Origin of the sequence: Sphingomonas sp. CD22 (genome assembly GCF_034556155.1) — a bacterium.
Taxonomy (GTDB): Bacteria; Pseudomonadota; Alphaproteobacteria; order Sphingomonadales; family Sphingomonadaceae; genus Sphingomonas.
Genome location: NZ_JAYDYX010000002.1, coordinates 444220 through 457292, shown reverse-complemented (window position 1 = coordinate 457292; position 13073 = coordinate 444220). Strand labels below are relative to the sequence as shown.

The following is a 13073-nucleotide window of genomic DNA, read 5'->3' as shown; positions in this document are numbered from 1 at the left end:
CTCTCGACGAGATTGCCCCGATGATCACTCCCGCCACTGCCGTCGCCACGATCGCCCCCGGCCTGCCGGGCAAGGGCGCGTCGCCGGCCGGCGGCGAGATGTTCGCGCTGTCGATGCTGGCGGTGGGCGGCGAGGCGGATGTGGTGCCCCTGTCCGCCCCGCCGGCTGCCGCCCCCGCGGCCATGACCGTAACCATCACGCCGATCGACACCGGCCGGCAAGGCCTTGCCGCTCCCGGCATGCCGCTGCCGACCGCCACGGTGACCGCAAGGGTCGATCCCGCGCTCGCGTGGCTGGCGGCGGTCGACATTCCCGTACCCGCGCCGCTCGACGTGCCGCCGGCGCTCGCCGCGATGCCGGTGGCAGAGGCGGTGCCGGTCGCGACGCCGCGCAGCTTCCGGCCGGTTGCGAACAACGGCGCTTCGGTGGTGGCGCTTGCGGCAACGGTGCCCGCTACGGACGTCGCGACCGCCGATCCGTTGCCGGTCGCAGCCGCACCGGCGACGCCGGCAACCCCCGAGATCCCGGCACAGCAGTCCGACGCAGCCGCGCGCCTTGCCGCCAAGACCGTCGAACGTCGGCCGACGCCGGCTGCCGCACCGTCGCCCGATCCGGCACCGGTGGTCGCGACCCTCCCGGCGGCGACGTCGATCGCTTCGCAAGCCGGCGACGCCCCGCGACCCGCGCCGGTCGCGGATGCCGTCGTCGTCACACCCGAAGCGCCGACGAAACGCGCCGCCGGCAAGGCCGAGGCGCCGGTGCGCGGCGCACGCACGGCCACACCGCGTGTAGCCGATCCCGCCATGCCAGCGCCGTCTCAACCGGACGAGGCACCCGCCACCCCCAGCGATCAGAGCGACGAGGCCGCCGTCCCGGTAGCCATCGACACGCCGGCGTTGCCGCAACCGGACGCCGCGGTGATCGCCCAGGCCGCCCCGACGCCGGCGCCCACGCCGACGCCGACGCCGGTCGTCTCGGAACAGCCGCAACAGGTCCGTCGCGTCGCGGTGGCCACCAAGACGGCGGTCCCCGCCCCGATCGCTCCGCCGGCGGTGCCGCAGCCCACGGCACCGACCGCCACACAGCCACCGCGAGCGGATGCTTTCGCGGCCGTGACCACGCCGGCGCGCGCGCCCGAACCGACGCCGCCGGCGGTCGCACGGACGCCCGCCGCGCCGACGCTCCTGCCGGACCAATTCCAGCCCTCGCCGGCCACGCCGAAGCCATCCGACGACGCCGCTCCGGTCGCGCCGCGCATCGCCGATACCGCACCGCCTCCGATGCCCGCAGCGCCCGCAGCGGCCGCGCCGGTCGTGGCCGAGGCGGTAGCCACGGCCGCCGCGCCGGTGCAGATCGCCCGATCGCAGCCCGTCGGCAACGCAAGCGCCGGTCCGGCGACGACGCGGGTCCGCTCGGCGCAGCGCCAGACGACGACGCCGATCGCCTCCGCGCCATCTGCCGCGCCTGTCCCGCCGACGGTGGCGGACCGGGCCCCGCCTGCCGTCATCGGCGATCGTCCGGCAGTCGCGGCCGCCGATGCGCCGCTCGCACCGGCCCCCGCCCCCGCGAGCGCGCCGCAGCCGATCACCATCGCCGCGCCGGTCCCCACCGCGACCACACCGGCAGAGGCCACACCGGTCACCCCCGCTACGCAGCCGGCGGTCGCTGCGCCGGTGCCCGCAACCGCGTCGGCACCTGCCCCCGCCACGTCCCCCGTCATCGCGGCGGTAGCGCCGGTCGCGATCGCCGCCGCGCCCGTGATCGCCGCCCCTGCGCCCGCCACCCCGGTGCCGCAGCCGCGCGCGTTCGTGCGGGAGGTCGGCGGCACGACGCGCCAGACGGTCGCGTTGCGGCCGCAGGCGGCGGCGTTGCCGCAGGCGCCCGCGGGCACGACCGCACCGGCCTCGCAGGTGTTCGGTGCCGCGATCCACGCCGCCGCCGGTGCCGACGAGCGCCGCGCCGCCGAGCCGGCCGAGCTGGCGCCGACCGCGACGTCCGCGCTCGCGCCCGTCGCCGGCAGCAGCGCCATCGCCGATCCGCAACCGACGCTCGACCTGCGCCAGAACGGCTGGCCGGCGGCGATGATCGACCATATCGAGACGCTGCGCGACGCCGCCAATGCCAACGACACGCGCATCCGCCTCGTCCCCGACGCGCTCGGCGTGATCGATATCGCGGTGAAGACGGTCGGCGATGCGATCCACGTCCGCTTCGCCGCCGCCGATGCGACGACGCGCACGCTGATCGAGGATGCCCAGCCCCGCCTCGCCGCGATCGCCGAGGAACGCGGCCTGCGCATCGGCCAGACCGTCGTCGAGGCGGCACCGGCCGGCCAGACCAATACCGGTCAGTCACAAACCCAGTCACAGGGCCAGTCGCAAACCCAGTCGGAGGGCCAGCCCTCCGGCCAGGCGTCGGCGCAGACCGCCAGCGGCCAGCCGCAACCCAATCAGGCGCAGACCGGCCAACAGCAGCCGCGCCAGAACCAGACCTCCGCGCGCCAGCCGGCCTCGCCGGCCCGGGCGCCCTCCCCCGAAACCGACGCCGCCGCCGACGGCCGCGTCGCCTGACTTCCTGAGGATATGAGACGATGAGCGACAAACCCGAAGACGCCCCCAAGAAGAAGAAGGGCGGCATGAAGAAGATCGTGATCATGGTGGTCGCGCTGGTCGTCCTGGTGGGCGGCGGCGTCGGCGCCGGCGTCTATGCGGCGAGCAGCGGCCTGATCGGCGGCGGCCATGCCGCGGCGCCCGAGGAGCACGGCCCCAAGCTGATCCCCAAAGCCGAACAGAAGCGCCCCGCCGCGGGCGGCGAAGGCGGCGAGGGCCATGGCGGTGACGCGGCGGCGAGCGGCGGCAAGCACACGCCCTCGGGCGGCGACGGCGACAAATACGCCTCCAATTACTACGCGATGGACCCGCAGTTCACCTCGAACCTGCAGGATTCGGTGCACGTCATCCAGGTCGGCATCGCCGTCTCGACCCCCTATGATGATACGGTCATCGAAAATCTGAAGACCAACGACATCGCGATCCGTTCGGCGGTGCTGCTCACCCTCGGCGACACGCCCGAGGAGCAGGTGTTCAGCTCCGCCGGCAAGCAGCAGATGCAGCAGCGCATCGCCAAGGCGATCAACACGACTCTCGAACAAAAAGAAGGATTCGGCGGCATCAGTAACGTCTACTTTACCAATTTCGTTGTTCAGTGAGCCCATGGTTAATGCCGCAGAAACCTCCGAACGACGGGCAAGGGAACGCCGCCCCGCCGCGCATGCGGCGCGGCTCGGCGAGACCAAGCTCAATCCGTTCGGCGACCTGCACACGCTGCAGCATCTGTCGGCGCGGCTCGCGCGGGCGTTGCGCGGCGTGTTCGAGCCGCTGTTGCGGCGCGAGGTGCGCGCCTGGGCCGAGCCGCTCGTCGTCCAGCGATTCGGCGACTATCGTACGGAGCGTGCCGACGGGCTGACCGCGTGGCTGCCGCTGATCATGTCGCCGCAGGGCGCGACCGGCCTGTGCGTGCTCGACGGCGTGTTCGTGCTCGAGATGCTCGACCTGTTCTTCGGCGGCACCGGCGCCGCGCCCGCGGTGGTGCCGGCCGAATTCTCGCCCGCCGCCGAGGCGATCGTCGGCAAGATCGGCGCCGCGATCGCCGGCCCGCTCCGCTCCGCCTGGGAGCCGCTGGCGCGGATGGACTTCACCCCGACGCGGGTCGAGATCAACCCGGCGATGCTCGCTACCGATACCGACGATGCGATGATCGTCACCCGCTTCGGTCTCGCCGCGGGCGACGACAAGCCGGTGTTCATCGACCTGCTCTACCCGGTGACCGCGCTCAAGCCGCACGCGCCGACGCTGACCGGCAAGGTGCTCGACAAGCAGGAGGCGGACCCCGCCTGGCGCACGTCGCTGACCCGCGCCGCGATGAACGTCCGCTTCCCGATCCGCTCGGTGCTCGCCGAGCCGGTGGTGCCGCTGTCGATGCTGATGAACCTCAAGCCGGGCGACGTGATCCCGATCAGCTTCGGCCCGGAAGTGCCGGTGATGGTCGGCAGCGACTGCCTGGGCAAGGGCACCGTCGGCACCTCGAACGGCCACGCCGCCGTCCGCCTTACCTCCATTGCCCGATTCGACGACGAAGGACCTGACGCATGAACGATATGACCGGCGGCTTTCCGCTCGATGCGGGGGTGGCCGCCAATTTCCGGCTGCTCCAGGACGTCGATGTCAAGCTGACCGTGGAGATCGGCTCCACCCAGCTCACGCTGCGCGAATTGCTCGCCCTGGGCGAATCGAGCGTGATCGAGCTCGACCGGCAGGCGAACGAACTGCTCGACGTCTTCGTCAACGGCACGCTGATCGGCCGCGGCGAGGTCGTCACCGTCGGCGACCGCTTCGGCGTGCGGATGACCGAACTGGTCACCCCCGACAAATCCGCTCCCTCGCGCGGCTGAAGGCAGACTTATGCTCTGGTCCTATATCCTCAAGCTCGTCATCCTGCTGCCGCTGGTCTGCGGCCTGATGATCGGCTGCCTCTACGCCTGGCGCAAGCTCGAGACGCGGATGCCCGGCAAGGCGCCCAACCGGCTCATCGCGATCAAGGAAACGATGATGATCTCGCCGGGCCTGCGGCTCGCGGTGCTCGATTTCGAGGGCAAGCGGCTGCTCGTCTCGGTCGGCCGCGGCGGCGTCACGCTGATCGACAAGGTGGACCAGTGAGCATCACCGTCACCCGCAACGGCCATGGGCCAGCGCTGATCCGGCCCGCGCGCGCGTCGCGCCGCGGTGGCCGCGACCGTGCGCACAAATGGCTGTGGGCGATCCTCGCGATCGCGCTCGCGCTGCTGATCGCGATGCCCGCCTTCGCGCAAGGCACACCCGCCGCGCCGGCGCCTGGTGTCGGCGACGCGGTCGATCGCGCGCTGGGGCAATTGAGTTCGGGCGCCGCCTCGGGCGGGACGCAGTCGGCGCCGCTGTCGCTGTCGCTCCAGGTCCTCATCATCATGGGCCTGCTGACGATCCTGCCCGGCATCCTGCTGATGATGACCAGCTTCACTCGGATCGTCATCGTCCTCGCGGTGCTGCGCCAGGCGCTGGGGTTGCAACAAACGCCGCCCAATCAGGTGCTGATCGGGCTCGCCCTGTTCCTGTCGCTGTTCATCATGGCACCGACGATCAGCCAGATGAACACGCAGGCGATCCAGCCTTATGCCGCCGGCCAGCTCGCCGGCACGCAGATGATCGAACGCGCCGGCGCGCCGCTCCACGCCTTCATGGTCAAGCAGACGCGGATCAAGGACGTCACGATGTTCGCCGACATGGCGAAATCCGGCCCCTATGCCTCGCCCACCGACATTCCGTTCGCCGTGCTGCTGCCCGCCTTCGTCACCTCGGAGCTGAAGACCGCGTTCCAGATCGGCTTCCTGATGTTCCTGCCGTTCATCGTCATCGACCTCGTCGTCGCGACGGTGCTGATGGCGCTCGGCATGGCGATGCTGTCGCCGACGATCATCTCGCTGCCGTTCAAATTGCTGCTGTTCGTGCTCGTCGACGGCTGGGCGTTGACGATGGGCAGCCTCGCCAATTCGTTCGCGACCTGAGGAGCGCAGCCATGGACGCAGATTATTTCCTCACCGTCGCCAACCAGACGATGTGGGTGCTGGCGCTGGCCAGCGCGCCGATCCTGATCCCGGCGCTGCTCGCCGGGCTGATCCTCGGCATGATCCAGGCGGCGACGTCGATCAACGAACAGACGCTGAGCTTCGTGCCCAAGCTGCTCGTCGTCGCTTTCTCGATCATGATCTTCGGCAGCCTGATCCTCGGCCTGCTCACCGATTTCACCGTCGGCATGTTCGAACGCATTCCGGATCTGGTGAAGTAGGTCGATGCTCGGCTTCGGCCTCGCGATCGAGCCCAAACTCTGGGCGTTGATGTTCGTCATGGTGCGGATCGGGGCGGCGTTCATCGTCGCGCCGGTGTTCGGCGCGGTGGCGATCCCGTTGCCGGTGCGCGTCGGCCTGTCCGGCGCGATCGGCATCTTCGTGCTCGCCGTCCACCCGATCGTGCCGCCCGCGCAGATCTTCGCGGTCGCGACCTTCCTCGCGATCTTCGCCGAGGCTCTGGTCGGCTCGGCGATCGGCTTCATCCTCCAGATCGCCTTTGCCGCGCCGATGATCGCCTCGGAGATCATCGGCGGTTCGATGGGGATCGGCTTCGCCTCGTCGGTCGATCCGCAGAACGGCCGTTCGACCCCGGCACTCGGCCAGTTCTTCAGCGTGATGCTGACCTTGCTGTTCCTCTCGGTCGACGGCCATCTCGTCCTCGTCGAACTGCTGGTGAAGAGCTATGAGACGATGCCGCCGGGCACCTGGATCGCGCCCGACCAGCTCAAGCAGATCGCGTTTTTCGGCGGCTATGCCTTCCTCGCCGGGCTGCTGCTCGCGCTGCCGGTCGGCTTCCTGCTGCTCTGCCTCAACATCATCGTCGGCATGGTCAGCCGTGCCGCACCCGCGCTCAACCTGTTCTCGGTCGGCATGCCCGCCAGCCTCGCGGTCGGCGTGATCGCGCTCGCCGTCGCCTTCCCGGCGATGGGCGACTATATGCTCGTCATTGTCCGCGAGGGCCTCGCCGCGACGCAAGCGCTGGTGAACGGCTGATGTCGGAGGGTGGCGACAAGACGGAAGCCCCAACCGCCAAGCGCAAGCAAAAGGCGGCCGAAGACGGCAACATCCTCAAGTCGAAGGATTTTGCCACCGCGCTGGTGGTGATGGCGGGCGTCGCCTGGCTGATCTTCGCCGGCCCCTCGCTGCTCGCCGCCTGCAAGGCGGTGATGGCGGCGAGCTTCCAGTTCGACCGGGCCGACGTCGAGGATTTCTCGCCATGGCGGCCGTTGCAGGAGGCGGGGCTCAAGCTGTTGCCCTCGCTCATCACGTTGTTCGCGGTCAGCGTGATCGCGACGATCGTCAGCTCGGCGGGCCTCGGCTCGCTGACCTGGAACAACAAGCTGATGGCCTTCAAGGGCAATCGCATCAACCCCGCCTCCGGCCTCAAGCGGATCATCGGGCCGCAGGGGTGGATCGAGCTCGGCAAGTCGCTGCTCAAGGTCGTGCTGCTCAGCGTGATCGGCGGCTATATGCTGTGGAAATCGAGCCGGGCGACGCTAGGCCTCACCTCGTCGAGTCTCGGCGATGCGGTGAGCGAGCTGGGCGGCACCTTCACCGGCATCATGATCGCGATGGCCGGCGGCCTTTTCGCGATCGCGCTGTTCGACGTGCCGGTGCAGATCATGCAGCTGCTGAGCAAGCTGCGCATGACCAAACAGGAAGTGCGCGACGAGCATAAGGAAACCGAGGGCTCGCCGGAGGCGAAGGGGCATCAGCGCGCGATGCAGCGCGCGATGGCGACCGGCGGCGTGCGCAAGGCGGTGGCGGAGGCGCATGTCGTGCTGACCAATCCGACCCATTTCGCGGTCGCGCTGCGCTACGATCGCGGGCAGGACCAGGTGCCGGTGGTCGTCGCCAAGGGCCGCGGCGCGATCGCGCTGGCGATCCGCGAGGCGGCGGGCGAGATGCGCGTGCCGGTGCTCGAATATCCGCTGCTCGCCCGCGCGGTCTATTACACCAGCCGCGAAGGGCAGGAAGTACGCGACGATTTGTACGTCGCGATCGCCACCGTCCTCGCCTTCGTCTTCAACGTCAACGCCGCGGCGGGCGGCATCGTCCAGCCGCCGATCGACGTGCCCGAAGGCGCCCGCTTCGACGAACACGGCATCAAGATAGCGCCAAGGAAATCCTAAAATCCCGGCGGCTGCGGTCGTTAACAGGAATGAAGCGCGGAGTGCGACGATGACCACCACGACTGCCACGACCAGCACGCCGACGCCGACGCCCACCCCGGCGGCGACCACCGGCGCGGGCGTCACCAAGAATGCCGCGCAGCAGGTGCTGACCTCGCTCAACACCGGATCGGGCGTCGATACGGGCTCGCTGGTGACGGCGCTCGTGCAGGCGCAATTCGCCGCCAAGAACGCCGCGATCGCCAGCCGCAACACCGCGCTCACCGCGCAGATCTCGGCGGCGAGCACGCTCAAGAGCACAATCGCCACATTCTCAACCGCGCTCGGCTCGCTGAGCGGTAACGGCACGTTGCAGACGCAGCCGGTCAGTTCCAATCCGACCGCACTCGGCGCTACCGCGATCAGCGGCGGCAAGGTCGGCAACCTTAGCTCCAGCATCACCGTCACCGCGCTCGCCTCGGCGCAGGGTGCGCGCTCCGCCGCGGTCGCCGACCGCAGCGCGACGATCGCCACCGGTACGCTGACGCTCAAGCTCGGCACCGCGACCTACAATGCCGCCGGCACCGCGATGACCGATTTTACCGCGACCAGCGGGTCGGCGGTGTCGATCAACGTCACCGACGGCAGCCTCGACGGCATCGCCAGCGCGATCAACGCGGCCAAGGCGGGCGTCACCGCCAGCGTCATCACCGATGCCGACGGCAAGGCGGTGCTGTCGCTGAAGGGGACCACCGGCACCAACCAGGCGTTCACGCTCCAGGCCGACGATGCCAACAGCAAGCTCAGCCAGTTCAACGTCGCCCCCGGCGCCGCGACGACGCTGACCGGCACCGCCGCCAACGCCAGGCTGACCGTCGACGGCGTCGACGTGCAGCGCAGCAGCAACACCGTCACCGACCTCGTCAGCGGCGTGAAGCTGCAGCTCAACGCGGTCTCGAACGGCCCGGTGGCGCTGTCGAGCACCCGCCCGACCAGCGCGATCGCGCAGGCGGTCAGCGATTTCGTCGACACCTACAACCAGGTCTTTGCGAGCGCGAAGGGCGTGACCGACGCGGGCACCGGCGACCTCAAACAGGATACCGCCGCCAAGACGCTGCTGCGCTCGCTCCAGTCGCTGACCACCAAGTCGCTGGTATCCACCGGCAACGGCAATGCGCCCACGACGCTCGCGCAGCTCGGCGTCTCGACCAACCGCGACGGCACGCTGAGCGTCAACACCGCAACGCTGAACAAGGCCATGGCGGCCTATCCCGACGAGGTCGAGGCGATGTTCGCGACGACCTCGGGCAACGCGCTGGGCCTGGCGAGCACGTTGAGCGGCATCTCGCTGGCGGCGGCGAGCAGCATCACCGGGCTGGGCGCATCGACCGCGCGCTACACCAAGGCGCAGGGCGCGCTGACCGACGAACAGGCGAAGATCACGACGCTGTCGGATGCGATGTCGACCCGGCTGACGCAGCAATTCTCGACGATGAACAGCAAGGTCGCCGCCTACAAATCGACCCAGACGTTCCTCGAAAACCAGATCAAGGCTTGGAATTCGGACAAGTAATGGCCTACGCGACCACACTTCGGGGCGATCCCTACGCCACCTATCGCCAGATCGACGTCGTCGGCCGCACCGCCGATGCGCAAGGCCCCGGCCTCGTGCAATTGCTGTACGAGGAACTGGTGTCGGCGCTGCGCGCGGCGGCCTGGGCGGTCGAGCACAACCAGCTGCGCACCAAGAGCGAGCGCGTGACCCGCGCGACCGCGATCCTGTTCGCGCTCGAATCGGGCCTCGATTTCGAGCGCGGCGGCGAGGTGTCGACCACGCTGGCGCGGCTGTACGCGGGCATCCGGCAGACGGTGATCCACGCCTCGGTCGGCTACGACCCCACCCCGTTCCGTGAAGCGGCGAGCAGCCTCAGCGAGATCGCCGAAGCCTGGCGCACCGCGCGCGCGGCGTAACCATCCGCCCTACCCCCGGGATGGCGATCGCATATTGGTGTTCCTGTTGGCCCCGCACTTTCCCAGCCCACGCCGTCACCCCGGACTCGTTCCGGGGTCCACCCCGCGGCGAGGAGAGAGGCTTGAGGCGAAATCGCTCTCTTGCGGCCCGGTGGATCCCGGATTGTGTCGAGACCTCTGCGAAAGTCGTATGTTGCACACCAGAGCCGTACCCCGGCGAAGGCCGGGGCCCAGTTTGGTGAAGCTTTGTAATGACTTACCGCGGCCTTCCCCACTGGACCCCGGCCTTCGCCGGGGTACATCGGGCTTTTCGCAGGATGCTCGAAGGAGCCCGTGGTGACAGACTATTTCTGGAACCAGTGCCGGCGCGAGAAATAGCCGAGCACCAGCACCGCGATCGCCGCGCAGAGCCCCATGATCGCGTCGAACGCCCAGGGCTTCTGCGCATAGGGCAGATCGGCGACGTTCATCCCGTAGACGCCGGTGATGAAGGTCAACGGCAGGAAGATCATCGCGATGATCGAGATGACCAGCGAACGACCGTCGATCTGCTCGCTCCTGAGGTCGGTCAGCGCCTCGTGCATCAGCGAGGCGCGCTCGCGGATCGATTCGAGCTCCTCGGCCATGCGCGCGGCGCGATCGGCGGCGGCGGCGAGGTGGCGGCGGTCGTCCTCCGCCAGCCACGCGCCGGGCAGCGTCGCCAGCTTCTCCAGCGCGGCGCGCTGCGGGCTGAGGAACCGGCGATAGCCGATCGCGGCGACGCGGACGCGGGTGACGGTACGGCGCAGGTCGAAGACGCGGTTCGCGTCGAGCCGCTCCTCGCAATCGTCGAGTTCGTCGCCGAGATCGGCGACATGCGGGTCGAGATCGCTGGTGATCGCGGTCGATACCGCGGCGATGAAGTCGCCGGGATCGACGATCTCGCCGGCCTCGACCTCCTTCTCGACCTCGGCGATGCCGATCAGCGCGCGGCGCGTCACCGAATAGACCCGGCCCTTGATCGCCCAGATCCGCACCGAGGCGAGCGCATCGCCGGAGGTGACCTCCTCGGTCGAGCGGCCGCGCAGGTTGAGCAACGCGCCATCGGCGAACGCCTCGCAGCGCGGCCGCGTTTCGCTCGCGGTGAGCGCATCGACGACGTAATCGTCGAGCCCCGCCGTATCGTGCAGCCACGCCTGCGCCTCCGCCTCGTTGCTGGTCAGATGCACCCAGACGAAGTCGGCGGTGCAGGACAGCGCCGCCTTGACCGCCACCCGCTCGACCTTGCCGTCGGTGATGCGATAGCCGAACCCGCTCATGCCATCACCAGCTCGACGGTGAGGCCGTCCGACGCCGTGTCGGGGCACCACGGTTCCCGCGCCGCATCGGCCCGCGCGCGATCGAGGATCGCCGCGGGTACGCCGGGGTGGTGGAGCACGCGGTCGGCGTTGGCGAGCGCGCGCGCCTGCCGCAGCGTCAGGTCGTCGGGATCGGTGGAGGTCAGCACGATGCGGACATGGCCGGTGGCGCGCGCCTGATCGGCGGCGAGCCAGCGCTCGACATCGCCCTCCCCGACCAGCGGATCGAGCGCGCCGCCCGCCGCCATCGCCGCCCCAAGCGCCCGGCGTCGCTCGCCGCCATCGGGGTAGCGCCGGCGCAGCGCCGGCCGCGCCGCCTGCAACCGGTCCGCCAGCGCGCCGAGGCCCGCCGGCAGCAGCGCCTCGAGCCGCTGGCGCAGCGCCGCCGCCAACCCCGCCGACACGCCGCCGGTGCCGATCGCGATCAGCACCGGCGCGCGATCAACGATCGCCGGCGTGGTGAAGTCGCAATGGTCGGGCCGATCAACCGCATTGACCAGCAGCCCGCGCGCCTTGAGCCGCGCCACCGCCGCCAGCGCCTCGCCCTCGTCCTCGATCGCGATCACCGCGAGCGCCGCCGCAGCCTCCTCGCCGACGATGACGGCGCCGGCACGTTTGAGCAGCCGGCGCTTGGCATCGGCGGGCTCGCCGCTGCCGAGCAGGATCACCGGGCGGCCCACCAGCCGCACGAACAGCGGCAGGCTATGCAGCGTCACCGCGCCACGCGTCCCGGCGTCAGCCATTCGGGCACCCGCTCGGCGGCGAGGATCGTCTCCGCCGCGATCCGGTCGGCGACCACCGCGAACCGATCGCCGTCGACCAGCACCTCGGGCACCAGCGCGCGGCTGTTGTAGGTCGAGGCCATCGTCGCGCCATAGGCGCCGGCGGTGCGGAACACCGCGAGGTCGCCGCTCTTCACCGCGTCGATATCGCGACCCATCGCGAAGGTGTCGCCGCTTTCGCAGACCGGGCCGGCGATATTGGCGGTCATCCGCTCGCCGCTCGGCGCGACCGCGTCGAAATCGTGCCAGGCGTCGTAGAGCGCCGGGCGGGCGAGGTCGTTCATCGCCGCATCGACGATGACATAGGGGTTGGTGACGCCCGGCTTGACCCAGATCACCTCGGTCAGCAGCACGCCGGCATTGCCGGCGATGACGCGGCCCGGCTCGAACATCAGCTCGACGTCCCAGCCCTCGGTGACGCGCGCGACCATCGCGCCGTAATCGGCCGGGCTCGGCAGCACATCGCCCGCCTTGTACGGGACCCCGAGGCCGCCGCCGAGATCGACGCGAGTGATCGTGTGGCCGGCGGCACGCAGGTCCGCGACGAGCTGCCCGATCCGGCGATACGCCTCTTCCAGCCGCGAGAGATCGGCGAGCTGGCTGCCGATGTGGCAGGCGACGCCGCGCAGGTCGATGCCGTCCAGGGGCGCGAGCCGGTCGAACATCGCCGGCGCCCGATCGATCGGCACGCCGAACTTGTTCTCGGCGCGCCCGGTCGAGATCTTGGCGTGCGTGCCGGCGTCGACGTCGGGATTGACGCGGAGCACCGCGGGCGCGCTTTTGCCCTTGGCGTGCGCGATCTGCGCGAGGACGACGCCCTCTTCCTCCAGTTCGAGGTTGAACTGGCCGATCCCCTCGTCGAGCCCGCGCGACAGTTCGGCGCGGGTCTTGCCGACGCCCGAGAAGACGATGTCCGCCGCCGGGATGCCCGCCGCCAGCGCGCGCGCCATCTCGCCGCCCGAGACGACGTCGGCGCCATAGCCTTCCTCGGCAAGGACGCGCAGCACCGCGACATTGGGGTTGGCCTTGATCGCATAAGCGAGGTGGACGCGGCCGAGGTCCTTCAACCCGTCGCGGAACACCTGCGCATGGCGGCGGAAGGTCGCGGTCGAATAGACGTAGACCGGCGTGCCGACCTCGTCCGCGATGCGGGTCATCGGCACGTCCTCGCAATGGAGAATGCCGTCGCGGTAATCGAAATGGTTCATCGGGC

Annotated in this window: 14 protein-coding genes; 11 read left to right on the top strand and 3 right to left on the bottom strand. The window is 70.0% G+C overall.

Annotation, left to right across the window (positions count from 1 at the left end; translation table 11 throughout):
• The first annotated feature begins 20 nt into the window (after positions 1–20).
• From SFC76_RS05525 to fliS, 11 genes are read left to right on the top strand one after another with little or no spacing between them, the layout of a single operon-like run.
• Positions 21–2570, top strand: a complete 2550-nt coding sequence (locus tag SFC76_RS05525; RefSeq protein ID WP_322848466.1) for a flagellar hook-length control protein FliK — start codon at positions 21–23, stop codon at positions 2568–2570.
• A gap of 20 nt (positions 2571–2590) precedes the next feature.
• Positions 2591–3208: a flagellar basal body-associated FliL family protein gene (locus SFC76_RS05520; RefSeq protein WP_322848465.1), complete on the top strand. Its 618-nt coding sequence runs from the start codon at positions 2591–2593 to the stop codon at positions 3206–3208.
• A 4-nt stretch (positions 3209–3212) separates the two neighbouring features.
• Entirely contained in the window at positions 3213–4151 is a 939-nt protein-coding gene (locus SFC76_RS05515) for a flagellar motor switch protein FliM (protein ID WP_322848464.1), read from the top strand.
• Positions 4148–4450, top strand: coding sequence for a flagellar motor switch protein FliN (fliN, locus tag SFC76_RS05510; protein WP_038664020.1), 303 nt, complete (start codon positions 4148–4150; stop codon positions 4448–4450). The genes SFC76_RS05515 and fliN overlap by 4 nt, the downstream gene beginning before the upstream one ends.
• 10 nt (positions 4451–4460) lie before the next feature.
• Positions 4461–4715 (top strand): flagellar biosynthetic protein FliO, encoded by a 255-nt coding sequence (locus tag SFC76_RS05505; protein ID WP_038664023.1) that lies wholly within the window; start codon positions 4461–4463, stop codon positions 4713–4715.
• On the top strand, positions 4712–5596 hold the full coding sequence (gene fliP / locus SFC76_RS05500) for a flagellar type III secretion system pore protein FliP (protein WP_322848463.1): 885 nt from the start codon (positions 4712–4714) through the stop codon (positions 5594–5596). Before SFC76_RS05505 ends, fliP begins: the two co-directional genes overlap by 4 nt.
• Before the next feature lie 11 nt (positions 5597–5607).
• Positions 5608–5877 carry a flagellar biosynthesis protein FliQ gene (gene fliQ / locus SFC76_RS05495; protein WP_037535176.1) on the top strand — a complete coding sequence of 90 codons (270 nt, stop codon included), beginning with the start codon at positions 5608–5610 and terminating at the stop codon, positions 5875–5877.
• A 4-nt stretch (positions 5878–5881) separates the two neighbouring features.
• Positions 5882–6652, top strand: coding sequence for a flagellar biosynthetic protein FliR (gene fliR, locus SFC76_RS05490; RefSeq protein WP_322848462.1), 771 nt, complete (start codon positions 5882–5884; stop codon positions 6650–6652).
• Positions 6652–7791, top strand: a complete 1140-nt coding sequence (locus SFC76_RS05485; RefSeq protein ID WP_322848461.1) for a flagellar type III secretion system protein FlhB — start codon at positions 6652–6654, stop codon at positions 7789–7791. The genes fliR and SFC76_RS05485 overlap by 1 nt, the downstream gene beginning before the upstream one ends.
• 49 nt (positions 7792–7840) lie before the next feature.
• On the top strand, positions 7841–9343 hold the full coding sequence (fliD, locus tag SFC76_RS05480) for a flagellar filament capping protein FliD (protein ID WP_322848460.1): 1503 nt from the start codon (positions 7841–7843) through the stop codon (positions 9341–9343).
• Positions 9343–9741 (top strand): flagellar export chaperone FliS, encoded by a 399-nt coding sequence (gene fliS, locus SFC76_RS05475; protein ID WP_322848459.1) that lies wholly within the window; start codon positions 9343–9345, stop codon positions 9739–9741. The genes fliD and fliS overlap by 1 nt, the downstream gene beginning before the upstream one ends.
• 344 nt (positions 9742–10085) lie before the next feature.
• Here the strand turns inward: fliS and SFC76_RS05470 are convergent, their stop codons facing one another.
• The 3 genes from SFC76_RS05470 to lysA are packed head-to-tail and all read right to left on the bottom strand — an operon-like array spanning position 10086 to position 13068.
• Entirely contained in the window at positions 10086–11039 is a 954-nt protein-coding gene (locus tag SFC76_RS05470; RefSeq protein WP_322848458.1) for a zinc transporter ZntB, read from the bottom strand.
• Positions 11036–11821, bottom strand: coding sequence for a precorrin-2 dehydrogenase/sirohydrochlorin ferrochelatase family protein (locus tag SFC76_RS05465; RefSeq protein WP_322848457.1), 786 nt, complete (start codon positions 11819–11821; stop codon positions 11036–11038). Before SFC76_RS05465 ends, SFC76_RS05470 begins: the two co-directional genes overlap by 4 nt.
• The gene (gene lysA / locus SFC76_RS05460) at positions 11791–13068 is read right to left on the bottom strand and encodes a diaminopimelate decarboxylase (RefSeq protein ID WP_322848456.1); all 1278 of its coding nucleotides are present in this window, start codon (positions 13066–13068) and stop codon (positions 11791–11793) included. Before lysA ends, SFC76_RS05465 begins: the two co-directional genes overlap by 31 nt.
• Between the last annotated feature and the right edge of the window lie 5 nt (positions 13069–13073).

Bases quoted from the DNA above. Each gene is read 5' to 3' on its own strand.
- fliN (WP_038664020.1), top strand. From the start codon at position 4,148: ATGAACGATATGACCGGCGGCTTTCCGCTCGATGCGGGGGTGGCCGCC.
- fliQ (WP_037535176.1), top strand. From the start codon at position 5,608: ATGGACGCAGATTATTTCCTCACCGTCGCCAACCAGACGATGTGGGTG.
- SFC76_RS05525 (WP_322848466.1), top strand. From the start codon at position 21: ATGATCACTCCCGCCACTGCCGTCGCCACGATCGCCCCCGGCCTGCCG.
- fliS (WP_322848459.1), top strand. From the start codon at position 9,343: ATGGCCTACGCGACCACACTTCGGGGCGATCCCTACGCCACCTATCGC.
- SFC76_RS05470 (WP_322848458.1), bottom strand. From the start codon at position 11,039: ATGAGCGGGTTCGGCTATCGCATCACCGACGGCAAGGTCGAGCGGGTG.
- SFC76_RS05505 (WP_038664023.1), top strand. From the start codon at position 4,461: ATGCTCTGGTCCTATATCCTCAAGCTCGTCATCCTGCTGCCGCTGGTC.
- fliD (WP_322848460.1), top strand. From the start codon at position 7,841: ATGACCACCACGACTGCCACGACCAGCACGCCGACGCCGACGCCCACC.
- SFC76_RS05520 (WP_322848465.1), top strand. From the start codon at position 2,591: ATGAGCGACAAACCCGAAGACGCCCCCAAGAAGAAGAAGGGCGGCATG.
- SFC76_RS05485 (WP_322848461.1), top strand. From the start codon at position 6,652: ATGTCGGAGGGTGGCGACAAGACGGAAGCCCCAACCGCCAAGCGCAAG.
- SFC76_RS05465 (WP_322848457.1), bottom strand. From the start codon at position 11,821: ATGGCTGACGCCGGGACGCGTGGCGCGGTGACGCTGCATAGCCTGCCG.
- lysA (WP_322848456.1), bottom strand. From the start codon at position 13,068: ATGAACCATTTCGATTACCGCGACGGCATTCTCCATTGCGAGGACGTG.
- fliR (WP_322848462.1), top strand. From the start codon at position 5,882: ATGCTCGGCTTCGGCCTCGCGATCGAGCCCAAACTCTGGGCGTTGATG.
- SFC76_RS05515 (WP_322848464.1), top strand. From the start codon at position 3,213: ATGGTTAATGCCGCAGAAACCTCCGAACGACGGGCAAGGGAACGCCGC.